This window comes from Pedococcus badiiscoriae (assembly GCF_013408925.1).
GTDB classification, from domain to species: Bacteria; Actinomycetota; Actinomycetes; order Actinomycetales; family Dermatophilaceae; genus Pedococcus; species Pedococcus badiiscoriae.
The window spans coordinates 2,603,035-2,627,796 of sequence record NZ_JACCAB010000001.1; the positions used below are offsets into that span (position 1 = coordinate 2,603,035).

25 protein-coding genes and 3 tRNA genes are annotated in these 24,762 nt (G+C 69.9%); 21 read left to right on the top strand and 7 right to left on the bottom strand.

The features are described from left to right. Positions 1–4 precede the first annotated feature (4 nt). From BJ986_RS12260 to BJ986_RS12305, 10 genes are all read left to right on the top strand, one after another. Positions 5–574, top strand: coding sequence for an NADPH-dependent FMN reductase (locus tag BJ986_RS12260; RefSeq protein WP_179422234.1), 570 nt, complete (start codon positions 5–7; stop codon positions 572–574). A gap of 44 nt (positions 575–618) precedes the next feature. Next, positions 619–3,108 (top strand): excinuclease ABC subunit UvrA, encoded by a 2,490-nt coding sequence (gene uvrA, locus BJ986_RS12265; protein ID WP_179422235.1) that lies wholly within the window; start codon positions 619–621, stop codon positions 3,106–3,108. 46 nt (positions 3,109–3,154) lie between these two features. After that, on the top strand, positions 3,155–4,153 hold the full coding sequence (locus tag BJ986_RS12270; RefSeq protein ID WP_179422236.1) for a hypothetical protein: 999 nt from the start codon (positions 3,155–3,157) through the stop codon (positions 4,151–4,153). A 238-nt stretch (positions 4,154–4,391) separates the two neighbouring features. Continuing rightward, positions 4,392–4,949: a VanZ family protein gene (locus tag BJ986_RS12275; RefSeq protein ID WP_179422237.1), complete on the top strand. Its 558-nt coding sequence runs from the start codon at positions 4,392–4,394 to the stop codon at positions 4,947–4,949. 15 nt (positions 4,950–4,964) lie between these two features. Further along, on the top strand, positions 4,965–5,366 hold the full coding sequence (locus tag BJ986_RS12280; RefSeq protein ID WP_179422238.1) for a DUF1003 domain-containing protein: 402 nt from the start codon (positions 4,965–4,967) through the stop codon (positions 5,364–5,366). Positions 5,367–5,546: 180 nt separating this feature from the next. After that, complete coding sequence (locus tag BJ986_RS12285; protein ID WP_179422239.1) at positions 5,547–6,422, top strand: hypothetical protein; 876 nt, start codon at positions 5,547–5,549, stop codon at positions 6,420–6,422. Between the two features lie 15 nt (positions 6,423–6,437). Continuing rightward, positions 6,438–6,917, top strand: a complete 480-nt coding sequence (locus tag BJ986_RS12290; protein WP_179422240.1) for a DUF1003 domain-containing protein — start codon at positions 6,438–6,440, stop codon at positions 6,915–6,917. Then, on the top strand, positions 6,917–7,792 hold the full coding sequence (locus BJ986_RS12295) for a hypothetical protein (protein ID WP_179422241.1): 876 nt from the start codon (positions 6,917–6,919) through the stop codon (positions 7,790–7,792). Before BJ986_RS12290 ends, BJ986_RS12295 begins: the two co-directional genes overlap by 1 nt. Positions 7,793–7,824: 32 nt before the next feature. After that, positions 7,825–8,283: a hypothetical protein gene (locus BJ986_RS12300; RefSeq protein ID WP_179422242.1), complete on the top strand. Its 459-nt coding sequence runs from the start codon at positions 7,825–7,827 to the stop codon at positions 8,281–8,283. A 148-nt stretch (positions 8,284–8,431) separates the two neighbouring features. After that, entirely contained in the window at positions 8,432–8,929 is a 498-nt protein-coding gene (locus tag BJ986_RS12305; RefSeq protein ID WP_179422243.1) for a hypothetical protein, read from the top strand. A gap of 96 nt (positions 8,930–9,025) precedes the next feature. Here BJ986_RS12305 and BJ986_RS12310 read toward each other — a convergent pair. From BJ986_RS12310 to orn, 5 genes are all read right to left on the bottom strand, one after another. Then, positions 9,026–9,101, bottom strand: a tRNA-Lys gene (locus BJ986_RS12310). Positions 9,102–9,159: 58 nt separating this feature from the next. Next, positions 9,160–9,771 carry a copper resistance CopC family protein gene (locus BJ986_RS12315; protein ID WP_238338421.1) on the bottom strand — a complete coding sequence of 204 codons (612 nt, stop codon included), beginning with the start codon at positions 9,769–9,771 and terminating at the stop codon, positions 9,160–9,162. A gap of 49 nt (positions 9,772–9,820) precedes the next feature. Beyond that, the gene (locus BJ986_RS12320) at positions 9,821–10,477 is read right to left on the bottom strand and encodes a class I SAM-dependent methyltransferase (protein ID WP_179422245.1); all 657 of its coding nucleotides are present in this window, start codon (positions 10,475–10,477) and stop codon (positions 9,821–9,823) included. Between the two features lie 106 nt (positions 10,478–10,583). Continuing rightward, positions 10,584–10,659 (bottom strand) — tRNA-His (locus tag BJ986_RS12325). 141 nt (positions 10,660–10,800) lie between these two features. Further along, positions 10,801–11,430 (bottom strand): oligoribonuclease, encoded by a 630-nt coding sequence (gene orn / locus BJ986_RS12330; protein WP_337795235.1) that lies wholly within the window; start codon positions 11,428–11,430, stop codon positions 10,801–10,803. A 65-nt stretch (positions 11,431–11,495) separates the two neighbouring features. Here orn and BJ986_RS12335 point away from each other — a divergent pair, with 65 nt between their 5' ends. Both BJ986_RS12335 and BJ986_RS12340 read left to right on the top strand, forming a co-directional pair. Further along, positions 11,496–12,695 carry a PrsW family intramembrane metalloprotease gene (locus BJ986_RS12335; protein ID WP_179422246.1) on the top strand — a complete coding sequence of 400 codons (1,200 nt, stop codon included), beginning with the start codon at positions 11,496–11,498 and terminating at the stop codon, positions 12,693–12,695. A gap of 113 nt (positions 12,696–12,808) precedes the next feature. Then, positions 12,809–12,882: transfer RNA gene (locus tag BJ986_RS12340), tRNA-Arg, on the top strand. On the opposite strand, the gene thpR is transcribed toward BJ986_RS12340, so the two are convergent. Continuing rightward, on the bottom strand, positions 12,851–13,450 hold the full coding sequence (thpR, locus tag BJ986_RS12345; RefSeq protein ID WP_179422247.1) for an RNA 2',3'-cyclic phosphodiesterase: 600 nt from the start codon (positions 13,448–13,450) through the stop codon (positions 12,851–12,853). The genes BJ986_RS12340 and thpR overlap by 32 nt on opposite strands. Before the next feature lie 60 nt (positions 13,451–13,510). Between thpR and BJ986_RS12350 the strand changes: the two genes are divergently transcribed. The 5 genes from BJ986_RS12350 (at position 13,511) to ettA (ending at position 20,316) form a co-directional block, all read left to right on the top strand. Continuing rightward, the gene (locus tag BJ986_RS12350) at positions 13,511–14,266 is read left to right on the top strand and encodes a hypothetical protein (protein WP_179422248.1); all 756 of its coding nucleotides are present in this window, start codon (positions 13,511–13,513) and stop codon (positions 14,264–14,266) included. Between the two features lie 104 nt (positions 14,267–14,370). Further along, on the top strand, positions 14,371–16,056 hold the full coding sequence (locus BJ986_RS12355; protein WP_179423835.1) for a GTPase domain-containing protein: 1,686 nt from the start codon (positions 14,371–14,373) through the stop codon (positions 16,054–16,056). After that, complete coding sequence (locus BJ986_RS12360) at positions 16,053–17,762, top strand: GTPase (protein ID WP_179422249.1); 1,710 nt, start codon at positions 16,053–16,055, stop codon at positions 17,760–17,762. Before BJ986_RS12355 ends, BJ986_RS12360 begins: the two co-directional genes overlap by 4 nt. Before the next feature lie 216 nt (positions 17,763–17,978). Continuing rightward, the gene (locus BJ986_RS12365) at positions 17,979–18,590 is read left to right on the top strand and encodes a single-stranded DNA-binding protein (RefSeq protein WP_238338422.1); all 612 of its coding nucleotides are present in this window, start codon (positions 17,979–17,981) and stop codon (positions 18,588–18,590) included. A 43-nt stretch (positions 18,591–18,633) separates the two neighbouring features. Continuing rightward, positions 18,634–20,316, top strand: a complete 1,683-nt coding sequence (ettA, locus tag BJ986_RS12370) for an energy-dependent translational throttle protein EttA (RefSeq protein WP_179422251.1) — start codon at positions 18,634–18,636, stop codon at positions 20,314–20,316. Positions 20,317–20,332: 16 nt separating this feature from the next. Here ettA and BJ986_RS12375 read toward each other — a convergent pair whose 3' ends face one another. Beyond that, positions 20,333–20,947, bottom strand: a complete 615-nt coding sequence (locus tag BJ986_RS12375; protein ID WP_179422252.1) for a TetR/AcrR family transcriptional regulator — start codon at positions 20,945–20,947, stop codon at positions 20,333–20,335. Positions 20,948–21,010: 63 nt separating this feature from the next. Between BJ986_RS12375 and BJ986_RS12380 the strand changes: the two genes are divergently transcribed. The 4 genes from BJ986_RS12380 to BJ986_RS12395 are packed head-to-tail and all read left to right on the top strand — an operon-like array spanning position 21,011 to position 24,754. Then, a complete protein-coding gene (locus tag BJ986_RS12380; protein WP_179422253.1) occupies positions 21,011–22,156 on the top strand; it encodes an acyl-CoA dehydrogenase family protein in 1,146 nt (381 codons plus the stop codon). A 1-nt stretch (position 22,157) separates the two neighbouring features. Beyond that, positions 22,158–22,928: a glucose 1-dehydrogenase gene (locus tag BJ986_RS12385; protein ID WP_179422254.1), complete on the top strand. Its 771-nt coding sequence runs from the start codon at positions 22,158–22,160 to the stop codon at positions 22,926–22,928. Next, positions 22,925–23,716 carry an SDR family NAD(P)-dependent oxidoreductase gene (locus BJ986_RS12390; RefSeq protein WP_179422255.1) on the top strand — a complete coding sequence of 264 codons (792 nt, stop codon included), beginning with the start codon at positions 22,925–22,927 and terminating at the stop codon, positions 23,714–23,716. The genes BJ986_RS12385 and BJ986_RS12390 overlap by 4 nt, the downstream gene beginning before the upstream one ends. A 51-nt stretch (positions 23,717–23,767) precedes the next feature. Beyond that, positions 23,768–24,754, top strand: a complete 987-nt coding sequence (locus tag BJ986_RS12395; RefSeq protein WP_179422256.1) for a zinc-binding dehydrogenase — start codon at positions 23,768–23,770, stop codon at positions 24,752–24,754. The last annotated feature ends 8 nt before the right edge of the window (positions 24,755–24,762 follow it).

Sequence of the window (24,762 nt, forward strand, 5' to 3'; positions counted from 1 at the left end):
CGTCATGAGCTCCTACCGGGTCGGCTACTTCGTCGGAAGCCTCTCGTCCACCTCCATCAACCGGACCCTCAGCAGGGCATTGATCAACCTGGCGCCTTCGGGCCTGGAGTTCACCGAGATCCCCATCGGGGACCTCCCCCTGTACAGCCCGGACTACGACGGCAGCTACCCACCCGAGGCGGTCGCGCTGAAGGAAGCCATCGCGGCCTCCGAGGCGGTGCTGTTCGTGACCCCCGAGTACAACCGCTCCATTCCCGGCGCCCTCAAGAACGCCATCGACTGGGCTTCTCGCCCTTGGGGTCAGAACTCCTTCGACCACATGCCTGCCGCAGTCTGTGGAGCCTCGATCGGTCAGATCGGGACTGCGGTCGCGCAACAGAGCCTGCGGGGTGTGCTGAGCTTCTGCAACGCGCGCCAGATGACCGCGCCCGAGTGCTACGTGCAGTTCACTCCGGAGGTCTTCCCAGGGTCCGGTGAGGTGACTGACGAGGCGACCCGCGACTTCCTGACCGCCTTCATGCAGGAGTTCCGCATCCACACCGAACGGGTGCTCACGGTGCTCCCGCGCAGCTGAACACCGAGGTGCCTCACGTCCCTGGAGGGTCTAGACAGGGGGTTGTGCCCCACGACTCGAGCGACCACTTCGTCCACGTCCGGGGCGCCACTGAGCACAACCTCCGCAACGTCGATGTCGACGTGCCGCGTGACGCGATGGTGGCCTTCACCGGGGTGTCCGGCTCCGGCAAGTCATCGCTGGCGTTCGGCACCCTCTACGCCGAGGCGCAGCGGCGCTACTTCGAGTCGGTGGCGCCATACGCCCGGCGGTTGGTGCAGCAGATGGGTGTCCCGCACGTCCAGGAGATCACCGGGCTGCCCCCCGCGGTGGCGTTGCAGCAGCGCCGTGGCGCGCCCAGCGCACGGTCCACCGTGGGCACTCTCACGACCTTGTCGAACCTCCTGCGGATGTTGTACTCCCGGGCCGGCACCTACCCTCGGGGCGCACCCCGCCTGGCGGCGGAGGCGTTCTCGCCCAACACCGTTGCGGGCGCTTGTCCGCGGTGCCACGGCCTCGGGGTGGAGCACGACGTCAGCGAGGAGCTGATGGTCCCGGACACCTCCCTGAGCATCCGGGAGGGCGCGATCGCCGCGTGGCCCGGTGCCTGGCAAGGCGCCAACCTGCGCAGCATCGTCTCCGGTCTCGGCATCGACGTCGACGCGCCCTGGCGGTCCCTCAAGGCCAAGGACCGACGGTGGCTGCTGTTCACCGACGAGCAGCCGAAGGTGTTGGTCAAGCCGGAACGTGACCGCGTCGACTACGGCTACCACGGCACGTTCTGGAGCGCCCGCGCGCACGTCCACCACGTCTTGGCCACCTCCAAGAGCGCGTCGATGCGCGAGAAGGCGATGCGCTTCATCCGCAGCGTCCCGTGCCCGGAGTGCGGCGGGACCGGGCTGCGTCCGGACGCCTTGAAGGTGACGTTCCGCGGGCTCACCATCGCCGCGGTGAACGCGCTGTCGCTCACCGAGCTCGTCGAGTTCCTCCGGCCGGTGGCAGACCTGTCCGAGGCTGCCGCTGCGACGGCGACGGCCGACTCGGGCGAGGCGACCGAGGTGGCGGTGCGGCTGTGCACCGACCTCGTCGCCCGGGTCCGGGTCCTGCTCGACCTCGGGCTGGGCTACCTCTCGCTCGGGCGCAGCTCCACGACGCTGTCACCGGGGGAGGCGCAGCGCCTGCGCGTCGCGACGCAGCTGCGCTCGGGGCTGTTCGGCGTGGTCTACGTGCTCGACGAGCCGTCGGCGGGGCTGCACCCGGCCGACGCGGCGCCGCTGCTCGACGTCCTGGACCGGCTCAAGGGTTCGGGCAACTCGCTGTTCGTGGTCGAGCACGACCTCGACATCGTCCGTCGGGCCGACTGGGTCGTCGACCTGGGACCGGGCGCCGGCGAGAACGGCGGGCAGGTCCTGTACTCCGGTCCGGTGGCCGGGCTCGAACAGGTGCCGGCTTCCGTGACGGGGGCGCACCTGTTCGGCCGGGTGGCGGCCCCCGAACGCCACCAGCGGGTTCCCCAGGGGTGGCTCCACCTGCGCGGGATCAGCCGGCACAACCTCGTCGACCTCACGGTCGACGTGCCGCTCTGCGTGATGACGGCGGTGACGGGCGTCTCCGGGTCGGGCAAGTCGACCCTGGTCACGCAGGTGCTTGCCGAGCTGGTCCGGCGTCACCTCGGACAGGCGCCGGAGGACGCCGAGGACGCCGAGGTCGACGAGCTCGAGATCGACGTCGACGGCGTCACAGGGCTGGAGTCCTTCGATCGGCTGGTGCGCGTGGACCAGCGCCCGATCGGGCGCACCCCGCGCTCCAACCTGGCCACCTACACGAGCCTGTTCGACGCCGTGCGCAAGGTGTATGCCGCGACGCCGGCAGCACGCGAGCGCGGTTACGGCCCAGGCCGCTTCTCGTTCAACGTGGCGGAGGGACGGTGCGAGACGTGCCAGGGGGAGAGCTTCGTGACCGTCGAGCTGCTCTTCCTGCCGGGCACCTACGCCCCCTGCCCGACCTGCCACGGGGCGCGCTACAACGAGACGACGCTCGAGATCGAGTACCGGGGGAAGAACGTCGCCGAGGTGCTGGCCCTGTCGGTCGACGAGGCCGCCGACTTCCTGGCCGACGTTCCGGCCGCCGCGCGCAGCCTGACCACGCTGAGGGAGGTCGGCCTGGGTTACCTCCGGCTGGGCCAGCCTGCCACCGAGCTCAGCGGCGGGGAGGCCCAGCGGATCAAGCTGGCCACCGAGCTGCAACGCGCGCGTCGCGGCCACGCCCTGTACCTGCTCGACGAGCCCACGGCAGGGCTGCACCCCGCCGACATCGCCCTGCTGCTGCGCCAGCTGCACCGGTTGGTGGACGCCGGCAACACCGTGGTGCTGGTCGAGCACGATCTCGACACGGTCATCAGCGCCGACTGGGTGATCGACCTGGGGCCGCGCGGCGGGGACGAAGGCGGTCGGGTGGTGGCCACGGGCACGCCCGACCAGGTCGCCCGGGTCGACGACAGCGCCACTGCGCCGTTCCTGGCCGCCCGACTGGCATCGCACCGGACCGGGACCTGATGCGACGTCGGCCGCGACCGGCACCCCGGGCGACTACGTTGTCGTGATGGAACGACTTCGCGTCGGCCTGGTAGCCGACCCGGCCAAGCCGAGTGAGATCGCGCACCGGATCCGCGACGCCCACGCGCCGGATCACCACGATGGGCTCGCCTGGGAGATCGACGTCGTCAGCACGCCCTTCACGGCCGCGTCGGAGGACGTGGACACCGCCCTGGAACGACTGAGGGACCAAGCTGCAGAGCACCGCTGGGACCTGGTCGTCGGCATCACCGAGCTCCCCCTTCGCGACGCCGAAGGTCGGTACCTCCTCATCGAGACCGACGCGCAGCAGCGCACGGCCGTGCTCTCCCTGCCTGCGCTGGGAGGCGTTCGCCTGCACCACCGCAGCCGGCATGCAGTGCGCCAGCTCCTCAGCTCGATGACCGATCCCACCGGGGAGAAGGACTGCCGGGTGTTGTTGCCACGCCGCGGCGGCCGGTGGCGGCTGCTCCGGGGGATGGTGGCCGCCAACCGGCCCTGGCGGCTGGTTCCCGGGCTCAAGTCGGCCCTGGTCGCCGCACTCACGACCGGTGCCATCGCCACCATCAACTCCACCGTGTGGGTGCTGGCCGGGTCGTTGTCCTGGTGGCGCCTGCTGGTGGCGATGGTCGCCTCGATCGCGCTCGTCGTGGGCTGGCTGGTGATCGACGGGGAGCTGTGGGACCGCGCCGAGGAGGACTCGTCCCGGGCCCGGGAAAGGTCCAACCTCTACAACACCTCCACCCTGCTGACCCTGACCGCGGGGGTCCTGATCTGTTACACCGCCCTCTATGTGCTCAATCTGGCGTGGGCGTTGTTCGTCCTCGATCCCGCCGTGATGGGCAGCGAGAGCCGCAAGTCGTTGGGCTACGCCGACCTGTTCGTGCTGACCTGGTTCGTCGCGTCCGCGGCCACCGTGGGGGGCGCCCTGGGCAGCGGACTGGAGTCGGACGAAGCCATCACCGCGGCCGCGTACTCCAAGCGCGAGGAGGACCGCCGCAACCGGCTCTCGAGGGAGCGGACCTAGCTGCCCCTCAGGGACGTCCGGAGACGAACTCGATCGGGCGTCACCTTTAGCCCAGTGACGCGTCTGGCGCAGGTAGCGCCAGATCCGGGCCGTGGATCAGGGTCGTAGAAGAACCGACGGTTGGGTCCGGATCGCCAGGTGGCGCCCTTTTCGCTCCGGGCCGTCTCAAACACGCCACGTCCCTCACCGACCTCGGGATCCGTCGCCCCTAATCTGGCCGTGGCCCGGCGGGTCAGACATGGAGGCGTACGTGGACATCATCATTCGGATCCTTTGGACCCAGCCTCAAGTCCGGTTCAGTGTCGCCGTCGGACTGGTGCTGGCCGCCGTGGTTGGGCTCCTTCGCGCCCGATCTGGCCGGTCGTGGATTGCCCCAGCCTGCCTCGTCGCCTCGTTGAGCCTCACCCTGGGTGTCACGCTCTTCTCCTGGCGCGGGCCTGGGGGTGTGGGGCCTGGACCGGATCCGCTGTCCCAGTGCCGCCTGCTGGTCGAGTGGGCGTCTCTGCCGACCGAACTGCGTAGTCCTGGCGGGCTGCTCAACATCGCCCTCTTTGCTCCACTAGGGCTGTTCGCCACACTCGTTTGGCGTCGACCCATCATCGTTGTCCTGGGTGCCGTGGCCCTGTCCGCTTGCATCGAGATCACGCAGGCCTTCGGGGGCGCCCACGACTGCACGTCAACCGACACGATCGCCAACACCACTGGCGCGCTGCTGGGCGCCGGCCTGGCCTGGATCGTCATGTCAGGGGTGCGCGCCCGCAGCCCGCGGGCGCGCACCCCGACCGACCGCCTCTGACTGCTAGGAGTAGCCATGACCATCAGTAGGACCACTGTCCCCGCCAAGCACCCGGCACTCCTCAAGGAAGCCGAAGCGCGGGCCGCCTCCATCCAGAACAGAGCGGCCGACTCCATCACCGCCTTCGCTGGCTCCATGTGGTTCGTCTATGCCCACATCGCCCTGTTCGCCGTCTGGATGTTGTTCGTCGAGTCGAATCCGTGGCCCACGTTGACGTTGGTGGTGTCATTGGAGGCGATCTTCCTGTCGACATTCGTGATGATCGCCCAGAACCGTCAGGCTGCGTTCTCGCAGGCCAAGGCCGACCACGACTTCATCAACCAAGAGCAGGAGCTGAAGACCAACACTGAGTTGACCAGGCAGATCCACGAACTGACGGTCGCGCTCCACGAAACGATCTGCGCCCGCGACGCCTAACCCCAGCCCGAGGGGCAAGCGGTAGATCTCGCGGCGGTGGGCCGCGCGGACGATGACGACCAAGAGGTGGTCGTCACGTATCTCGATCGGGCGTCACCATCAGCCCAGTGATGCGTCTCTCCCGGTGGCGGACTCTCCGCTAGTCATGCGCTGGACGATCCCCGGGGAGGAGGCGTCACGATGAGCACAGCCCGGTCATCTCGGCCCACGAAGGCGAAGGGCCCGACGGTGTCGGACGTGGCGGTCGACCCTCTCCGCGAGCCGGTGTTCCTCGTGCCGGCGGTCCCGCCGAGTCGTGCGCGGCTCGTCGGACGGGTCTTCGCCTATCTAGGCCTGACGGTGCTGTGGCTGGTCCTTCTTGCGATCGCGCTGTTCGCGACGGTCGCGGCCCTGCCGGGCGCAGCGGGCAGCGCGACCTCCGACGGCGGGCTCGCCGCATCTCACGCCTTTCATCGCTCGGATTCCTGGCTCGCGATCATCTTCATTCCCCTGCTCGTGCCGCTCTTCGGCTTCGTGGCGGTCTTCCTGGTGCAGGCGACGTTCGGGATGGTGCTCACGTCGGCGATGCTCTTCCTGCGAAGCCTGAACCCGGCGTATCGGCATGAGCAGCTGTCGATGACGATCCGGTCGTCCGACGGGGAGGCCGTCGGGCCAGCGCTCACGGCGGTGACGGGGGTCGGGCTGTCCCTGGTGCCGGTGCGCCTGACCCGGCTGTCGAAGGTCGCAACGATCATCCAGTTCAACGGCTGGATCGTGAACGGCTCGACGTTCGCGATCGGATTCATCTGGGGCCTCGTGTACTTCTTCACGATCACCTGGACGCTGTGGCCCGCTACCGGTACGGCCGCGCCGATCTGCCAGGTCGTCACAGGCCTGCTCGGCGCTTGGATGCTGTTCGAGATCTGGAGGCGACGGCACCGCTACCCGGGCGTGATGCCCGCGCAGCTGGAGGGGACGGCGTATGAGCGCTCCTGGCCCAACCGTCCGATCGCACAGAAGGCCGCCGCCAAGAAGCGCACCGTGAAGATGGCGGCGAAGAACGCCTCCCGACCCTGACTGCGAGGAGCAGCCATGACCATCAGTAGGACCAGCGTCGCCGCCAAGCACCCGGCAATCGTCAAGGAAGCCGAAGCGCGCGCCGCCTCCATCCAGAACAGAGCCGCCGACGCCATCACCGCCTTCGCTGGCTCCATGTGGTTCGTGTATGCCCACATCGCCCTGTTCGCCGTCTGGATGGCGTTCGTGGAGCCGAATCCGTGGCCGACGTTGACGTTGGTGGTGTCGTTGGAGGCGATCTTCCTGTCGACGTTCGTGATGATCGCCCAGAACCGTCAGGCTGCGTTCTCGCAGGCCAAGGCCGACCACGACTTCATCAACCAAGAGCTGGAGCTGAAGACCAACACTGAGTTGACCAGGCAGATCCAAAAGCTGACGCTTGAGCTGCACCAGGCGATCTGTGCCGCGCCGCTTAGTCCAAGGCCAACCGACGGCCAGGCCAGCAGTATCCGCCTGCCCGTGACCGAGCCCGCGTCCCCCGAAGGCGACTCGTGATGCCGTCCAGGGCCCAAGGGAAGAGTCGTGCGGCGAAGGATGCCCAGTTCGCCGACCTCCGCGAGCCGGTGTACCTGCTCGCCCCGGAGGCGCGCGGGACATCCGGGAAGGCGGTCGTGTGGCGCCCCCTGGGGTACCTGACGCTCACGGTCGTGTGGGTCGTCCTGGCGGTGGCCAGCCTGGCCCTCGCGGTCCTCGTTCTGCCGTGGCGGCTCACCGGGGACGGAGCAGGGCCGATGGGCACCTCGCCCGGCTTCGCGGGGAGCCCCTTGCGGGGCGTCGTGGTCGGGCTGATCATCGGACCGGTCATCGGTGCTGTGTCAGCGACGTTCCTGTGCGTGTCGATCGGCTCAGCGCTCAGCAGCGCGACCTACCTGGGACGGAGCCTGCTGCCCGCCTATCGTCGCGAGAAGCTGTCGTTCACCACCTTCAGCCAGGGGGCGGAAGCAACCGGGCCGGCCTCAATGTTCGGGTTCCGGACGGCGTTCTCGCTGATCCCCGTGCGCCTTACCCGCTGGACGAAGATCGCCACCCTCATCGCGGCACAGGGTCAGGTGGTCAACGTCAGGCTGTGGGTCCTCGGGTTCTGGTGGGGCATCTTCTACGTGTTCACCGTGGGCTGGATGCTGTGGCCCGCGCAGGGCGCAGCGTCCGTCGTGTGCACCGCGGTCAGCGTCCTGCTGTTCGCGGTGTTGGCGTACTTCGTGTGGCGCAACCGCCGCAACTACCCCACCATCATGCCCGCCGCCTACCGCGGCACGCCGTACGAGCGCTCATGGCCCAACCGTCCGGTCGCCCAGAAGCTCGGCGCACAGAACGGCACCGTGAAGAAACCCGCGAAGAGGGCCTCCCGATCCTCGAGCCCATCACCGTGACCGCATACAGAGGCCAGCCACGACGGCCAGATATGCGCGCGATCAGGGGCAAGGGCATCGCCATCGTCGGGGTGCTCGCGACCGTGGTGGCTCTGGCAGGGTGTGGATCGCCGGACCCAGCCGCCGTGCAGTCTGCGATCGCGTCGGCCCCGGGCATCCAGGGCGCGCGCGTGAAGGTCGAACACCCCGGTGCCCCGTGGAACTCCCAGACTGGCATCACCATCTACGTCGCCGATAGCTCGACCGACGCCGTCACGGCAGCCGTCCGCTCGGCGCTGTCGGAGCTGTCCAAGAGCGCGCTCAACGGCTACCCGGTGATGATGGACGTGGTGCAGGGCAAGCCGTCGGACTTCTCCGAGAACAACCCCGAAATCAGCGCAGAAGTCAACCTCCATGACGTCACGACCAACCTCGGGATCAAGTCCACGTCGCCTGGCACCTTCCTGTATCTCACCTCCGACGAGATCCGTCGCGTCGCGTCGCAGCACTAGCCCGCAACAGCGCCAGTGCGCCGGTGCCGCGTCACGGATCGTGCCCATAAGCGTCGTAACCGGTGATGATCCACAAGGGGCCGTGCCTCGGGCGCGGTGGCGGCCTCCCTGCGCTCTTGGTCACCACAGCGAACCAACAGGGGGACATATGGCTGACCAGAGCCGCACCCGTGCCGGCGACGCGCGCGCGAAGACGATCGTGATACTCGCAGCGGCAGCAGTCGCCGCGCTGTCGGCATGCTCGCCGAAAGAGCCCACCATGACCCCACACGAATCCCGCGATCAGACGATCCGGGTTGTGCACGAGACACAAAAACTGCTGTCCGCCGGGCCGTGGCGAGTGGACTTGGGCGCGTACCCGGAGGAGTGCACGCTTTCAGACGGCTCGACTGGCGTCTCCTACGCCGACGCCGAATCGGCCGAACCGACCGCTGACCATATCGGCGACGCCAACCGGATCGCGGACTACTGGAAGACACTCGGCATGTCGGTACGCGTCGTGACGCAGAATCCCACCGCATACGCAACCGGCGGCCCACTCAAGGGCGCCTCCTTCAGCACATCGCCCGGTCTGTACAGCATCGAGGCCTCATCGACGTGCGTGCCGGGCAACGCCGCAAACCTCCTCGGCGAACTCTCCGGCTAAGCCGCGCGCGATGACGGCCAGCCGTGTCAAAGACGGAGGGTTTCCCGGAAAAAAGTCGAGGTCAGGCAGATGGTGCATCTGCCTGACCTGCGACGATGGTGCGCCATCAGGGACTCGAACCCCGAACCCGCTGATTAAGAGTCAGCTGCTCTGCCAATTGAGCTAATGGCGCGCGAGGAGAGACCTTAGCAGGGCGAAGCGGGCGGCGTGAAATCGGCTGACGCCACGACTCATTCGCCGGATCGACGTCGGCTCGAGGCGACCAGGGCAGTGCCACCGACCAGGGCGAGGGCCGCGACGCCGACGGCCAGCCCGACCCGCAGGCCGAGCCCGCCGTTCGTGCCATCGGAACCGCTGGCGAGCGTCGGCGCGGTGCTGGCTGCCGACCCCGGGGTCGCCGGAAGCGGCGTCGCCGACGGGCCAGCAGTCTGCGACGGTGACGTGGCCACCGCGATCGTGAACGTCGACTTGTCCGAGACCGGGTGCCCGTCGTCGCTCACGACGCGGTAGGCCACGGCGTAACGACCATTGGGAAGGTTCGGCAGCAGGGCCTGGGTGACGGTGGCGCCGGCGACGACTGCCTTGCCCGCGGACACCACACCCTGGGCGCCCGTGACCGTCACCGTCGCAAAGCTGGTGCTGACGGCCTCGTCGAAGGTCAGGACGACCTGCGTCGGCGCGGTGGCCAGCGAGGAACCATCCTGCGGAGAGATGGATCTCAGCGCCGTGTGGGCGTCGGCCTCGGTCGCCATGATGATCGAGCTCAGCACGCCGAGGAGCAGTCCGAGGATCGTCACCCAGACGCCGATCCGGATCGTCCTGCGCTTGCCACCCGAGTCCATGAACACCCGGCCATCTTGCCCGACCCGGCCCCGAGGGTGGCCCGCGGCCCTAGATCCGCACCGGCTCCCGCACCAGGCCCACGACGTGCCAGACGAGGCCGCGCCTCGTGTGCACCGGCGTGAGTCCGTGGTCGCGCAGCACGGCCAGCATGCCGTCAGGGGGGTGGGTGAAGGTCTGGAAACGGTGACCGGTCAGCCGCAGGACGGCGTTCTGCGTCGCGTTGAAGGCGCGGCTGGTGAGGTTGCGAGGAGGGTGGCTGAAGACCAGCAGGCGCGTCGCGTGGTCGGCGGCCACCCCCAGGAGCCGCTCGTAGTCAGGATGGCAACAGACGACCCGGTGCAACACCACGATGTCGGCCCGGTCGACGTCGTCGGGTGCCGCCACGATGTCGTGCAGGCGGCGCTCGATCCGGTCGTCGACGCCGGCTTCCCGGGCAAGCTCGCGTGCGGGGCCGTCGTAGGCGGCCACCAGCTCGAGGTTCGTGGCGCGCTCGGCCCCTCGCCGCAGCAGCTCGAGCTGCAGCTCGCCGACACCTCCACCGATCTCCAGCACGCTCGCACCGGCCACACCACGCGCTGCGAGGAACGCGACCATGTCGCGCTCGGTGGCCCCCAGCCCTCGCTTGCGGTAGCGCCGAGCCTGCCGACGGGCGAAGCGAGGCCCGAAGATCTCGTCGTACCCCTGCGGGTCGCAGCAGCCAGGCATGGCAACAGTCTCCCCGTCCGGAGCTCCGCGCACGACCCCTCGCACCCTGGCGCCTGCTCAGCGAGTGACGAAGGCCCCTGACCGTCTCGGTCAGGGGCCTTCGGTGTGGGGTGAGCGACGGGGCTTGAACCCGCGACCCCCGCGACCACAACGCGGTGCTCTACCAGCTGAGCTACGCCCACCATGCGTCGCGACCGGGCGGTGCCGGTCGCGGAAGCGACGCCAATAGTACCTGCTCGGGACCGGTGCTCGTGACCACCCCGAGAAGGCCACGGGCGCGCCCACCCGTGAGCCGCGGCATACCGCAGGGTGACGCTCGAACCTCAGCCGTGGTTGACGATGTGGCGCGCGGCGATGCCCTTGGCCGTGTCGCTGTCAGGCCCGGGCGGCGGGACGAAGACGGCCTCGCGGTAGTAGCGCAGCTCGGCGATCGACTCGCGGATGTCGGCGAGAGCGCGGTGGCCGCCGGACTTCTTGGGCGAACCGAAGTAGGCGCGGGGGTACCAGCGGCGCGACAGCTCCTTGATGGAGGACACGTCGATGATGCGGTAGTGCAGGTGGGCTTCGAGCTCGGCCATGTCGCGGGCGAGGAAGTTGCGGTCGGTGCCCACGGTGTTGCCGCCGAGCGGCGCCTTGCGGGGCTCGGGCACCCACTCGCGGATGTAGGCGAGCACGTGCTCCTGCGCGTCCTGCATCGTCGTGCCGCCGGCCAGCTCCTCGAGCAGGCCTGAGGTGGTGTGCATGGTGCGCACGAAGTCGTCCATCTGCGCGAGGGCCTCATCGGGTGGCGTGATGACGACGTCGACGCCGTCACCGAGCTGGTTGAGCTCGAAGTCGGTCACGAGCGCCGCGACCTCGATGAGGGCGTCGGCCTCCAGGGACAGCCCGGTCATCTCGCAGTCGATCCAGACGATGCGGTCGTTGACAGAGCGTTCGGTGGGGGTGGCAGTCACCGGACCACCATATTGCCCCCCAGGGACAGGGCGGCGCCTTGATGCCCTGGACTACCCTGCCCGTCATGACGTGGGGACCAGGCCAGGGGTATGCCGCGGGCGCAGCGCCCGCGGGCGGCCCCGCCTCCGTGCCCCCGGGTCCTGCCGCCACCGGCGCGACCGGTCGTGGCCGGTTGCGAGGTTGGTTGCTCTCGGGCGTCATCCTGGTGGGGTTCGGGCTCGGCGCGATCGTGCTGTCTGTCTACTACGGCGCGACCCTGGGCCTGGTGACGACCCTGCTGGCCGTGGTGCTCGCGGCCATCCCGCTCGGCATCGTGATCCCGACCTTCCTGTGGCTCGACCGGTTCGAGGCCGAGCCCTGGCGCTACCTCGTGACGGCGTTCCTGTGGGGTGCGCTCGTCGCGGCGCTCGCCGCAGGCATCTTCAACACCGGCGCGAACGTCGCGTTCCAGGCGGCGACCGGTCGCCAGGACGACGCGATGCTGGCGACTGCCGTGTTCTCGGCACCGCTGGTGGAGGAGGCCTGCAAGGGGCTGCTCGTCCTGCTCGTGTGGTGGTTCCGGCGCCGCGAGTTCGACGGCATCATCGACGGGATGGTGTACGCCGGGGTGGTGGCGGCCGGCTTCGCGTTCACCGAGAACATCCAGTACCTCGGCATGGCCTACGCCCACGGTGGCGGGTCGTCCCTGACCGGCACCTTCCTGGCCCGCTGCCTCCTCACTCCCTTCGCCCACCCCATGTTCACCGTGCTCACCGGCATCGGGATCGGGATCGCAGCGACGACCCGCCACGGCGGTCTGAAGGTCCTGGCCCCGGTCGGGGGCTACCTCCTGGCGGCGCTGTCCCACGCCGTGTGGAACCTGGCCGCCATCACCGGAGGGGCGGGGATGCTGTCGGTCTACCTCCTGGTCGAGGTGCCGATCTTCATCGCCTTCGCCACGTTGGTGGTCTGGGCCCGTCGCCGTGAGGGGCGGCTCATCGGCCGACACCTCAGTGCCTACGCCGACGCCGGGTGGCTGGCGCCGAGCGAGGTCCACATGCTGTCGACCATGAGCGGGCGCAGGGCCGCCCGGGTCTGGGCGAGGACGTCAGGTGGTCGCGCCACGTTGCGCTCGATGCGCCGGTTCCAGGACTCGGCCAGCGAGCTGGCCCTGCTGCGGGCCCGGATGCACCACAGCGCCGCGGACGCGCGAGCCCTGGAGACCGAGCGGGAGCTGCTCCAGACCATCACCGAGAGTCGCAGGGACCTCCTCGGGGCGTACTAGCGTGCCGGGCCGGTGTCGACACGTCCCAGCGTTCCCGGCCTGCCTCGACCCGGCCTGTCTCCATCCGCGTGGCGCTCGGCCCCGTGCGCAGTCGTCCTAGACTCTGCGCCATTGCCCCCGTAGCTCAGCTGGATAGAGCAAGAGCCTTCTAATCTCTAGGTCGCAGGTTCGAGTCCTGCCGGGGGCGCCCAGCCGGTCAGGCCGACGACGGCGATCGGCTCGTAGTGGGGTCGACCACGTCCCTCGCCGCGGTGGGACGCGAAGAGGGTGACCTCGTCCGCGGTCCAGGTCGGACCGGCATACGCGTCGAGCACCCGCAGCCAGCGGGTGGCCTCGAAGGGGTGGCGCGAGCGCGCCACGGTGAGGTGTGGCGTGAACGGTCCACCCTCGGGGTTGGCGCCGACATGGCTACAGGCGCGGCGCACCGCGCGGGCCAGCCCGGCGAGCGAGTCCAGCGACTGCGGATCGCCGTCCACGCCCATCCACGTGACCCTCGCCTCGTACGGGTTGGGGAACGCGCCGCCCCCCTTGAGGCGCAGCTGCATGGGCCGTCGGTCGGCCACTGCCTCCGCGATCCCGTCCACCAGGTCGTCCACCAGACCACTGCTGACATCGGCCATGAAGGCCGTGGTGACGTGCCAGAGGCTCGAGTCGGTCCAGCGCAGGTCCGGGCCGGCGTCCCGACGCGGGTCGAGGAACTCGGCGAGGTCCTCCAGGGCGGTCTCGGTCGGCACGACGGCCGCAAAGATGCGCATCGGGCCATTGTGGCGGCGTTCGCCTCGATTACATTGGACGCCGGGAGGAAGGGGACCACCATGCGGCTGACGTCGGTTCGGGTGGACTGGACCTTGCCACGGACCTGGTTCGTGACGGCTCGACTGCTCGAGGTGGCGGCAGCGGTCGCCGTGGCGTCGGCGGCATACCAGTCCTGGCTGGTCTTCGAGTCGACGAGCCAGAGCTTCGGGAGCACCGGGCAGCCGGTCCTGGGCGGGACGCCATTCCTCGACCGGGTCTTCCTGTTCGCCGTCTACGGCTACGGGTTCAGCTCGTCGCAGGTCGTGACCCTGACGGCGTCCCTGCTGCTGCTGGCCCTCCCGGCGATCCTGCACTTCGGGCGGCCCGTCAGCCACGCCGCCCTGTTGCGCTGGGAGATGTTCGCCATCTGGGTCGCCGCCGCCCTGCTCAACCTGGCCTTCCTGGCAACCACGGTGGTGGGGCTGGTCCGGGGTGACCCCACCGTGCCCTCCGCGGACGCCGCCACCTTCAACCCGGGCCCCAGCCCCAGCGAGCAGCTGGTCGGCGGCGCGGCGATGCCCGTCGTCTGCCTGATGCTGCTGGCGTCGGCCGCGCTCTGGTGGCTGCGGCTGCCGGTCGAGCTGGACGAGCCCGATGACGAGCGCGTCCGAGAGCCGCGCCGGTGGCGTCCCGCACCCGCCCAGGACGCCAGCCTCGACGACCTCACCCTCGACGGCGTCGAGCTGATCGAACCCGTCGAACGCCTCCGCCCACACACCGGGACCGGTGACGGGTCGACCGCCAGCGGCTACGACGACTACTTCCGACGCTTCTAGGCGACGCAGGATCTTTACGAACCACCCACGCAACCGGGTCTGTCGCGCACGGTGCACAGCCTCCGGTTCGTTAGGCTTGCGCTGTGATTTCAAGGGACGACGCCATGTCGATGTTGGGCGCCGTGACGACCCTCCGTGAACAGGTCCAGCGCACCGGTCTGCCGCTCGACATCCCGGACGTCGCGAGTGGGCGGTCCACCCGTGACGCGCTGCTCAAGCAGCTCGACGACTACGTCATCCCGCGGCTGCGCTCCCTCGACGCACCGCTCCTGACGGTCGTGGGCGGCTCGACCGGGGCCGGCAAGTCGACGCTCGTCAACTCGATCGTCGACGCCGAGGTGAGCCGTTCCGGGGTGCTGCGCCCGACGACGACCACGCCGGTCCTCGTCCACCACCCCCAGGACGTGCGGTGGTTTTCCGACGACCGCGTGCTGCCCGGGCTGAGCCGCGTCACTGGGGCGACGGACGTCGATGACGGCGCCAACGCGCTGCGCCTGGTCGTCTCGAGCTCGCTGCCGCCGGGCATGGCGCTGCTCGACGCGCCGGACATCGACTCGGTCGTCAGCTCGAACCGTGCGCTTGCCACCCAGCTGCTCGCGGCCGCCGACCTCTGGCTCTTCGTCACGACGGCGGCTCGGTATGCCGACGCCGTCCCGTGGGACCTGTTGCGCCAGGCCTCCGAGCGTGGCACCGCCATCGCGATCGTGCTCGACCGCGTGCCGCCCGAGGCGATGGCCGACATCCGCAGCCACCTCGCGTCCATGTTGCGCGAGCAAGGGTTGTCGACCGCCCCCATCTTCGGCATCCCTGAGGCCGTCCTGACTGCCGAGGGCCGCCTGCCCGAGCCGGACGTCGCGCGGCTGCGCTCCTGGTTGACGGCGCTGGCCAGCGACTCTCGTGCCCGTTCTGTCATCGTCAAGCAGACGCTCGACGGCGCCCTCGGCAGCCTCGACCGCCGGGCCGACGTCCTCGTCACGGCGAGCCGCCAGCAGGCCCAGGCCGTCGACGCGCTCCACGAAGCCGCCCGGGCGGCATACCGGGACGCGCTGGACAACGTCGAGAACGGCATGACCGACGGCACCCTCCTGCGCGGCGAGGTCCTGGCCCGCTGGCAGGAGTACGTGGGCACGGGCGAGTTCTTCAAGCAGGTCGAGTCGACCATCTCCAAGGTGCGGGACCGGATCACGGCGGCCCTGAAGGGCCAGGCCCCGCCCGCAGGCGACCTGGGGGAGGCGCTCCAGACCGGCGTCGCCGCTCTCGTCACCGCCCAGGGCCAGGGGGCCGCCGCGACGGTGGCCCGCCGGTGGCGCCAGCTCCCGGGGGGCGACCGGCTCCTCGACGAAGGCCCACAGCTGTCCAGGGCCTCGGCCGACCTGTCGCCCCGGATCGAGCGGCTCGTGCGCGACTGGCAGGTCGAGGTGCTCGAGCTCGTGCGCAGCGAGGGCAAGGACCGCCGCACCACCGCCCGGGTCGCCGCCTACGGCCTCAACGGCATCGGGGTGATCCTCATGCTGGTGGCCTTCGCCCACACCGGAGGCCTGGTCGGCGCCGAGGTCGGCATCGCCGGTGGCACCGCTGTGCTCGCACAGAAGGTGCTCGAGGCGATCTTCGGCGACCAGGCCGTGCGTGACATGGCAGCCAAGGCCCGCAAGCGGCTCCTCGAGCACGTTGCGGAGCTGTATGCCGCCGAGCGACTTCGCTACGACGGCGCCCTCGAGGGCATTGAGACCAAGGAGGGCCAGGCCCAGCGCCTGGCCGAGGCGGCAGCAGCGGTGAAGGCGGTTCGATGAGCCCGGTGAAGATGGGCAGCAAGCAGGTCAAGTCCGTGAGCACCGAGGAGCTGACCGCGCGCTCGCGTGCCCTCGAACAGGCGGTGACGGCGGGCGGGAGCCAGCTCGACCCGGCAGCCGTGTCGTCCGCGCACTCCGTCGTCGCCAAGATCGCAGCGCGCGTCTCCAAGACCGGCGGCCACACCGTGGTCGCCCTCGCCGGTGCCACCGGGTCCGGCAAGTCCAGCCTGTTCAACGCACTGGTCGGGTCGACCGTGGCCGTGGTCGGTGCCCGCAGGCCCACGACGTCCCGCCCGGTGGCGGCCGTCTGGGGCGAGGACGACGCCACGGACCTGCTCGACTGGCTGTCCGTGGCGCAGCGTCACCACGTCGACCCGCTGTCGGACCCGAGGGGTGGTCCCGAGAGCCCGTGGAACCTCGACGGGTTGGTGCTGCTGGACCTCCCGGACTTCGACTCCCGGGTGGAGGCCCACCGCGCGGAGTCCGAGCGGGTGCTCGAGCTGGTGGACGTCTTCGTGTGGGTCACCGACCCGCAGAAGTATGCCGATGCCCGCCTGCACGACGACTACCTGCGCGCGCTCTCCACCCATCACGCCGTGACGGTTGTGGTGCTCAACCAGGCCGATCGCCTGACCTCGGACGCCGTGGGCCAGCTTCGTCGGGACCTCTCGCGGCTTGCCGCGGAGGACGGCATCCCGGGGGTGCAGGTGATCTCCACGTCGGCAGCCAGGGGTACGGGGATCGACGACCTCCGGTTGCGCCTGGCGACGGCGGTCGCCGCCCAGAACGCAGCGCAGCAGCGGCTCCTCGCGGACGTCTCGGCCAGCGCCGGCACCCTGCGCGAGGGAGTCGCGATCAGCGAGCCGACACTCTCCGACACCGTGGATGCAGAGCTCGTCGACGCGCTGTCGCGGGCTGCCGGGATCCCCACGGTGGTGGCTGCCGTCGAGCGCGACTATCGCAACCAGTCCTGGGGCCGCACCGGGTGGCCGCTCACCCGCTGGGTGCGAGCCCTGCGGCCCGACCCGATGAAGCGGCTGCGCCTCAACGTCCACGACGCGGTGGAGGAGAAGCTTGCCGTCACGGCCGGGGACGTGCGCACGGTCCTGGGTCGGTCGTCGCTCCCGCCGCCCACCCCGGCCGCCCGGTCGGCAGTCGAGCTGGCCACTCGCAAGGTCGGCGACCTGGCCGCCGAAGGCCTTCCCAGCCGTTGGGCCGAAGCGGTCGCTGACGCGGCCACGCCGCCGGGTCCCGACCTCGCCGACGCTCTCGACCAGGCGGTCGTGCGCACCTCGCTGAAGATGCGGCCGCCGATGTGGTGGCGGGCCTTCGGGCTCGCGCAGCTGGTCCTTGCCTTCATCGCAGCTGTCGGGTTCCTCTGGCTGGCCGTGCTCGTGGTGATGGGTTGGCTGGCGCTGCCGGACCTGCACACGCCACGGCTCGGACCCCTGCCCTACCCGCTGCTCATGTTCGCCGGTGGCCTGCTGCTGGGCCTGGCCCTTGCCGCGCTCGCCCGCGCGCTCGGGCGCGCCGGCGCTCGCCGACGCGGCCAGCGGGTGCGCGCCATGCTGACCGAGAAGGTCGCGGACGTCGCCCGTGAGCGCATCGTGAGTCCGGTGCGATTGGTGCTCGAGCGCCACCGCACCACCCGTGAGTCGCTGGACCGGGCGGAGGTGCGGCTGGCCCCGGCCAGCACGCGCCGCTAGGGACACCCCGGGGCATTGCGGCACTTCCCACGGGCCGATGCGGTTCGCGCGCCGATACGGCCCGGATGCGCGGGTGGCCCTGCACAGGCGTCACCAGGGGAGTGCCGTGTTCCACAGCCAGGTCTGCGCTCGCTCGTCGGCCGTCTCACGGTCAGTCACTGTTGCGTCAACCCAGACGGGGACGACACAGATGACGACACAGATGAGGTGAGCGAGATGAACGAGTCCTACATCACCGTGACCGGCCGCGTGGTCGCCGATCCGGAGTCGCGGACGACGCGCACCGGAGTGCCCTTCGCGGCCTTCCGGCTCGCGTCGACGGTGCGACGGCCGAATACGAAGACGCGAGAGTACGAGGACGCCGGCACCAGCTTCTACAACGTCACGGCCTTCAGGTCGCTCGGCGCCAACGTGGCCAACTCCCTCAAGAAGGGCGAGCCGGTGGTCGTCTACGGACGGCTGCGGGTCAACCAGTGGATGCGCTCGGACAACACCCATGCCACGTCGGTGGAGATCGACGCCTACAACGTCGGTCACGACCTCAGCTGGGGGACCACCACGCTGACGCGGGTGACTCGCGCCCAGCTGGACACCCACGACCGGATGGCCGATGGCGGCGTCCAGGACGCGATGGCGGCCCTCGAGGGTGAGGCTCCGGTCGTGGAGGAGGACCTCGACTCCTTCGACCCCGGCGACCTGGCGGCGCGCCGCTCGGGGGAGGAAGGTCAGGACTCCGGGGATCCCGCGACCGACAGCTACGTCGTGGCGCAGGAGCCGACAGGGCTGGTGCCTCGAGCCGAGGGTGGGCGCGAGCTCTCCGCCGTCTGACGCGGATTCGGGCGTGGGGGCCGCGGCGGATAGCCTTGCCCCCATGCCCGAGTTCATCTACGTCATGTCGAAGGCCCGCAAGGCCCACGGCGACAAGGTCATCCTCGATGACGTGACCATCTCCTTCTACCCCGGCGCCAAGATCGGCGTGGTGGGTCCCAACGGAGCCGGCAAGTCCTCGGTCCTGAAGATCATGGCCGGGCTGGACCAGCCCTCCAACGGTGAGGCCCGTCTGACGCCCGGCTTCACCGTGGGCATCCTCATGCAGGAGCCCGAGCTCAACGAGGAGAAGACGGTCCTCGGCAACGTCGAGGAGGGAGCCGGCGAGATCAAGGCCAAGGTCGACCGCTACAACGCGATCTCCGCCGAGATGGCGGAGCCGGACGCCGACTTCGACGCCCTGATGGAGGAGATGGGCAAGCTCCAGGAGGCGATCGACGCTGCTGACGCGTGGGACCTCGACTCCCAGCTCGAGCAGGCCATGGACGCCCTGCGGTGCCCGCCGCCGGACGCCGACGTCACCGTGCTGTCCGGTGGAGAGCGCCGCCGCGTCGCCCTGTGCAAGCTGCTGCTCCAGAAGCCCGACCTGCTCCTGCTCGACGAGCCCACCAACCACCTCGACGCCGAGTCGGTGCTGTGGCTCGAGCAGCACCTCGCGGCCTACCACGGTGCTGTCGTCGCCGTGACCCACGACCGCTACTTCATGGACAACGTGGCCCAGTGGATCCTCGAGCTCGACCGTGGGCGCGCCTACCCCTACGAGGGCAACTACTCGACCTACCTCGAGAAGAAGCAGGCTCGGCTCGAGGTGCAGGGCAAGAAGGACGCGAAGCTCGCCAAGCGTCTCGCCTCCGAGCTGGAGTGGGTCCGGTCCAACGCCAAGGCCCGCCAGGTGAAGTCGAAGGCGCGTCTGGCCCGCTACGAGGAGATGGCAGCCGAGGCCGACCGCACCCGCAAGCTCGACTTCGAGGAGATCGCGATCCCGCCGGGCCCCCGTCTGGGCTCGACGGTCATCGAGGTCAAGAACCTCACGAAGGGCTTCGGCGAGCGCATCCTGATCGAGGACCTGTCCTTCACGCTGCCGCGCAACGGCATCGTGGGAGTCATCGGCCCCAACGGCGTCGGCAAGACGACGCTGTTCAAGACCATCGTCGGGCTCGAGGAGCCGGACAGCGGCTCGGTCAAGGTGGGCGAGACGGTCAAGATCTCGTACGTCGACCAGAGCCGCGTCGGGCTCGACCCGACGAAGAACCTCTGGGAGACCGTGTCCGGCGGCCACGACTACATCCAGGTGGGCCACGTCGAGATCCCCTCCCGCGCCTACGTGTCGCAGTTCGGGTTCAAGGGCCCGGACCAGCAGAAGAAGACCGGCGTCCTCTCCGGTGGCGAGCGCAACCGCCTCAACCTCGCGCTCACCCTCAAGGAGGGTGGCAACCTGCTGCTCCTCGACGAGCCGACCAACGACCTGGACGTCGAGACGCTCGGCTCGCTCGAGAACGCGCTGCTCGACTTCCCCGGGTGCGCGGTGGTCATCAGCCACGACCGCTGGTTCCTCGACCGGGTGGCGACGCACATCCTCGCCTTCGAGGGCGATGACGAGAACCCGGCCAAGTGGTACTGGTTCGAGGGCAACTTCGAGTCGTACGAAGCCAACAAGGTCGAGCGACTGGGCGCCGAAGCGGCCCGGCCGCACCGGGTCACCTACCGCAAGCTGACGCGAGACTGAGCCAGGTCGGGCGGCGTCAGGTCGGGCGGCGCTGGCCGGCCCCGACGAGGCGCAGCCCGAGGTCCGCGTACGCCGCGCCGATGGCTTCGGGGGTTCGCTTGATCTCGGGGTCGTACCAGCGGGCCACGTCCACGGCCATCGACATGAGGGCAAGCGTGGTGTCGGGCACGTCGTCGACGGTGAACTCGCCGCTGGCCACACCAGCGGTCACCACGTCACGCACGACGGCGTCGATCTGCTTGCGCAGCGCCAGGACGGCGTCGCGGTGCTCGGCGGTGAGGTTGGCGAACTCGTACTGCACGATGCGTGCCACCCGGAAGTGCTCGGCGTGCCACGTGGCGAACCGGCCCATGATGGCCCGCAACGCCTCGGTGGGGGAGCCTGCACCGCTCGCGGCGGCCAGCAGCATGTCGCGGGCGACCTCGTGGCCCTCCCGGCTGAGCTGGTAGAGCAGCTCCTCCTTGGAGGAGAAGTGGACGTAGACGCCAGCCGGCGAGAGCCCGGCCCGCGACGCGATGTCACGCGTGGTGGTCGCGTGGAAGCCCCGGTCGGCGAACGCCTCGGCCGCTGCCTCGAGCAGTCGGTGAGGGGTGTCCGTGACGGATGCCACGGCGCGTGCGGGGCTGGACATGGTTGACAGCATGCCCCAGCCATCGGAGACTAAGCAAGCGCTTAGTCACCTTTGGAGGATGTCATGCCCCGCAATGTCTACGGTCCCGACCACGAGGCCTTCCGCAGCTCGGTCCGCGAGTTCGTCGAGCGCACGCTCAAGCCGCGCGCCGAGCAGATGCTCGAGGTGAAGTCGGTCGATCGTGACATCTGGAAGGAAGCGGGCAAGCAGGGCCTGTTCGGTCTCGACATCCCCGAGGAGTTCGGGGGCGCCGGTGCCGACGACTATCGCTTCAACGCGATCGCGGCCGAGGAGATCGCCGGGTTCAACTTCGCGGTGTCGTCCTGCTTCGGGATCCACTCCGACGTGTGCCCGCCCTACATCGTCGACCTCGGCACGCAGGAGCAGAAGGAGCGCTGGCTGCCGGGCATGGCCAACGGCGACCTCATCTGCGCGATCGCGATGACAGAGCCGTCGGGCGGTTCCGACCTCGCCGCCCTGAAGACCACCGCCGTCCGTGACGGCGACACGTGGGTGCTCAACGGGTCCAAGACCTTCATCACCAACGGCTACCAGGCGGACCTCGTCATCGTCGCGGCCCGCACCGACCCCTCCAAGGGCGCCAAGGGCATCACCTTGTTCATGGTCGAAGCCGGCATGGAGGGCTTCAGCCGTGGCCGCAAGCTCGACAAGGTCGGGCAGGAGGAGGCCGACACCTCCGAGCTCTTCTTCGAGAACGTGCGCGTCCCCGACGCCAACCGGCTCGGCACCGAGGGCCTCGGCTTCATCTCGATGATGCAGCGCCTGCCCCAGGAGCGTGTCGGCGCGGCCGTGGCCAACACCGCCCACGCCTTCCAGATCTTCCGCGAGACCGTCGAGTACACCAAGGAGCGCAAGGCGTTCGGCCAGCCCGTCGGCTCGTTCCAGCACAACAAGTTCAAGATGGCCGAGCTGCAGACCAAGCTTGAGGTCACGCAGGCCTACGTCGACGACTGCATCGCCGCCCACGCCGAGCAGAAGCTCAGCGCCGTCGACGCGGCCAAGGCCAAGTGGTGGTCCGCCCAGGTGCAGAACGACGTGCTCGACGAGTGCGTCCAGCTCTACGGCGGCTACGGCTTCATGAACGAGTACCGCGTGGCCCGCGCTTGGCGCGACGCCCGGGTCTCCAAGATCTGGGCAGGGTCGAACGAAATCATGAAGGAGCTCATCGGCCGCGACCTCGGGCTCTGAGGTGGCTGCCGGACAGGGAGTCCACGAGGGCACCGTCGCGATCGTCACCGGGGCCTCGCGGGGGATCGGGCTCGGCATCGCCGAGAAGCTCGTCGCCGAGGGCGCCCGGGTCGTGATCACGGCCCGCAAGCCGGAGGCGTTGGCCGAGGCCGTGCAGCGCCTGGGTGGCGAGTCGAAAGCCATCGCGGTGGCAGGCAATGCCGCTGACGAGGCGCATCAGGACGAGGTCATCCGCGTTGCCCACGAGCGGTTCGGAGGGCTCGACCACCTGGTCAACAACACGGGGATCAACCCGGCCTTCGGCCCGATGCTCGACACGCCGGTCGACGTGGCCCGCAAGATCATGGACGTCAACGTCCTGGCGGCGTTCTCCTGGATCGAGAAGGCGGTCGCCGCGGGGCTGGGCCAGGGTGAGCGGCCGGGGTCGGTGGTGAACGTCGCGTCCATCGCCGGGCTCGGCGCGACCGGCAGCATCGGTTGGTATGCCGTGAGCAAGGCCGCGCTGATCCACCTCACCGTCGAGCTGGCCTACCAGCTCGGGCCCGCCGTCCGGGTCAACGCCGTCGCCCCTGCGATCGTGAAGACCCAGTTCGCGCAGGCGCTGTACGAGGGCCGGGAGGAGAAGGTGGCTGCGGCCTATCCGTTGAAGCGGCTCGGGGCGCCGGAAGACGTCGCGGGAGCCGTGTCGTTCCTGCTCTCCGGTGACGCGGGCTGGGTGACCGGACAGACCTTGGTGGTCGACGGTGGCGTCACGCTCGGAGGCTCTCTGTGAGCACTGACCTGACCGGGCGCGGCGTCGTGGTGACGGGCGCCGGGCGGGGCATCGGCGCGGCCTACGCCAAGGCTTTCGTGGCGGCAGGAGCCAAGGTCGTCGTCAACGACCTCGACGCGGCGGCGGCGGAGTCGGCCGCCCGCGAGCTCGGAGCGTTCGCAGTCCCCGGGGATGCGTCGAGCGAGGCGGGCGTGGCCGCCCTGGTCGCAGCGGCCCGGGACCAGCTCGGCGAGATCGAGGTGTTCTGCGCCAACGCGGGCGTGGCGCGCGGCGGTACCGAGGCCGTCGACGAGCGGGCCTGGGACGTGTCGTGGAACGTCAACGTGATGGCGCACGTCCGCGCCTCGCGCCTGCTCGTTCCTGAATGGCTCGAGCGCGGCCGGGGCACCTTCGTCGCGACGGTCTCCGCGGCCGGCCTGCTCTCCATCCCGGGTGCGGCACCCTACGCCGTGACCAAGCACGCCGCGCTGGCCTTTGCCGAGTGGCTGTCGATGACCTACGGCGACAAGGGAGTCCGCGTCCACGCGGTGTGCCCGCAGGGCGTCCGCACCGACATGCTGTGGGGCTCCGGTTCCGCGGGCAGGGCCCTCATGGAGCCCGGCGCGGTCGACCCGGACGACGTCGCGCGCGACCTGCTGGCCGCCATGGACGACGGGCGGTTCCTGGTCCTGCCGCACCCTGAGGTCGCCGAGATGTATGCCGGGCGGGCGGCAGACCCGGACCGCTGGCTGGCCGGGATGCGCAGGATGGCGGCCGCCCTCCCGGCGGTCACCATGGGCACCGACTGAACCAACCCGGCGCCGCTCACCACCACGACCAACCCACCACAGGAGAGTTCCGTGAAGGCTTGGCAGGTCACCTCCAACGGGGAGCCGGCGGACGTGATGCGGCTGACGCAGTGCCCTGAGCCACCCGTGCGACCCGGCCACCTTCAGGTCCGGGTGCGGGCCGTCGCCCTCAACTTCCCCGACGTGCTCATGGCCCGCGGTCAGTACCAGGTGCGACCCGACCTCCCGTTCACGCCGGGGGTCGAGGTCTGCGGCGACGTGCTCGAGGTCGGCGAGGGCGTGCAGGGCTTCGCGGTCGGCGACCGGGTCGTGGGGACCGCGGCCGTTCCCGACGGCGGCCTGGCGCAGGTGTGCCTGATGCCTGCTGCCGGGGCCTTTGCCGCGCCGCCGTCGCTCTCGGACGCCGAGGCGAGCGCCCTGACGATCGGCTACCAGACGGCATACGTGGGGCTGGTCCGCCGTGCTGCCCTGCAGGCCGGCGAGACGCTGCTCGTGCACGCCGCCGCTGGAGGTGTCGGCCTGGCGGCCGTGCAGGTGGGCAAGGCCCTCGGTGCCCGCGTCGTCGCGGTGGTCGGCAACGCCGCGAAGGGTGAGGTCGCCCGCCTGGCGGGCGCCGACGTCGTGGTCGACCGCTCGGGTGGCGACCTGGTTGCCGCGCTCAAGGAGGCAGTCGGACGGGCCGGTGCCGACGTGGTCTTCGACCCCGTGGGCGGTCCTGCCTTCGATGCCTCGACGAAGGTCATCGCCTTCGAGGGCCGGATCGTCATCGTGGGTTTCGCGAGCGGCACCATCCCCTCGCCGGCGCTCAGCCACGCCCTGGTCAAGAACTACTCGCTCCTGGGGCTGCACTGGGGGCTCTACCTCCAGCGGGACCACGCAGTGGCAGCCGATGCTCATGCCAGGCTGAGCGAGTGGGCAGCCGCAGGAGTCATCAAACCCCATGTCTCCCAACAGGTTCCGTTCGAGGCTGCGACCAGCGCGCTCACCCGGCTCGGGGCCGGGGAGAGCACTGGCCGCATCGTGGTCCTGGGGGCCTGAGGTCCGCA

What these genes read in the sequence shown, in the direction of transcription:
- BJ986_RS12295 (WP_179422241.1), top strand. Translation starts at nt 6,917, where the DNA reads ATGCCGTCCAGGGCCCAAGGGAAGAGTCGTGCGGCGAAGGATGCCCAG.
- BJ986_RS12300 (WP_179422242.1), top strand. Translation starts at nt 7,825, where the DNA reads ATGCGCGCGATCAGGGGCAAGGGCATCGCCATCGTCGGGGTGCTCGCG.
- BJ986_RS12280 (WP_179422238.1), top strand. Translation starts at nt 4,965, where the DNA reads ATGACCATCAGTAGGACCACTGTCCCCGCCAAGCACCCGGCACTCCTC.
- BJ986_RS12260 (WP_179422234.1), top strand. Translation starts at nt 5, where the DNA reads ATGAGCTCCTACCGGGTCGGCTACTTCGTCGGAAGCCTCTCGTCCACC.
- BJ986_RS12275 (WP_179422237.1), top strand. Translation starts at nt 4,392, where the DNA reads ATGGAGGCGTACGTGGACATCATCATTCGGATCCTTTGGACCCAGCCT.
- BJ986_RS12305 (WP_179422243.1), top strand. Translation starts at nt 8,432, where the DNA reads ATGGCTGACCAGAGCCGCACCCGTGCCGGCGACGCGCGCGCGAAGACG.
- BJ986_RS12355 (WP_179423835.1), top strand. Translation starts at nt 14,371, where the DNA reads ATGTCGATGTTGGGCGCCGTGACGACCCTCCGTGAACAGGTCCAGCGC.
- BJ986_RS12335 (WP_179422246.1), top strand. Translation starts at nt 11,496, where the DNA reads ATGACGTGGGGACCAGGCCAGGGGTATGCCGCGGGCGCAGCGCCCGCG.
- BJ986_RS12360 (WP_179422249.1), top strand. Translation starts at nt 16,053, where the DNA reads ATGAGCCCGGTGAAGATGGGCAGCAAGCAGGTCAAGTCCGTGAGCACC.
- BJ986_RS12270 (WP_179422236.1), top strand. Translation starts at nt 3,155, where the DNA reads ATGGAACGACTTCGCGTCGGCCTGGTAGCCGACCCGGCCAAGCCGAGT.
- BJ986_RS12350 (WP_179422248.1), top strand. Translation starts at nt 13,511, where the DNA reads ATGCGGCTGACGTCGGTTCGGGTGGACTGGACCTTGCCACGGACCTGG.
- BJ986_RS12375 (WP_179422252.1), bottom strand. Translation starts at nt 20,947, where the DNA reads ATGTCCAGCCCCGCACGCGCCGTGGCATCCGTCACGGACACCCCTCAC.
- BJ986_RS12290 (WP_179422240.1), top strand. Translation starts at nt 6,438, where the DNA reads ATGACCATCAGTAGGACCAGCGTCGCCGCCAAGCACCCGGCAATCGTC.
- BJ986_RS12315 (WP_238338421.1), bottom strand. Translation starts at nt 9,771, where the DNA reads ATGGACTCGGGTGGCAAGCGCAGGACGATCCGGATCGGCGTCTGGGTG.
- thpR (WP_179422247.1), bottom strand. Translation starts at nt 13,450, where the DNA reads ATGCGCATCTTTGCGGCCGTCGTGCCGACCGAGACCGCCCTGGAGGAC.
- BJ986_RS12380 (WP_179422253.1), top strand. Translation starts at nt 21,011, where the DNA reads ATGCCCCGCAATGTCTACGGTCCCGACCACGAGGCCTTCCGCAGCTCG.
- BJ986_RS12320 (WP_179422245.1), bottom strand. Translation starts at nt 10,477, where the DNA reads ATGCCTGGCTGCTGCGACCCGCAGGGGTACGACGAGATCTTCGGGCCT.
- BJ986_RS12285 (WP_179422239.1), top strand. Translation starts at nt 5,547, where the DNA reads ATGAGCACAGCCCGGTCATCTCGGCCCACGAAGGCGAAGGGCCCGACG.
- BJ986_RS12365 (WP_238338422.1), top strand. Translation starts at nt 17,979, where the DNA reads ATGAACGAGTCCTACATCACCGTGACCGGCCGCGTGGTCGCCGATCCG.
- ettA (WP_179422251.1), top strand. Translation starts at nt 18,634, where the DNA reads ATGCCCGAGTTCATCTACGTCATGTCGAAGGCCCGCAAGGCCCACGGC.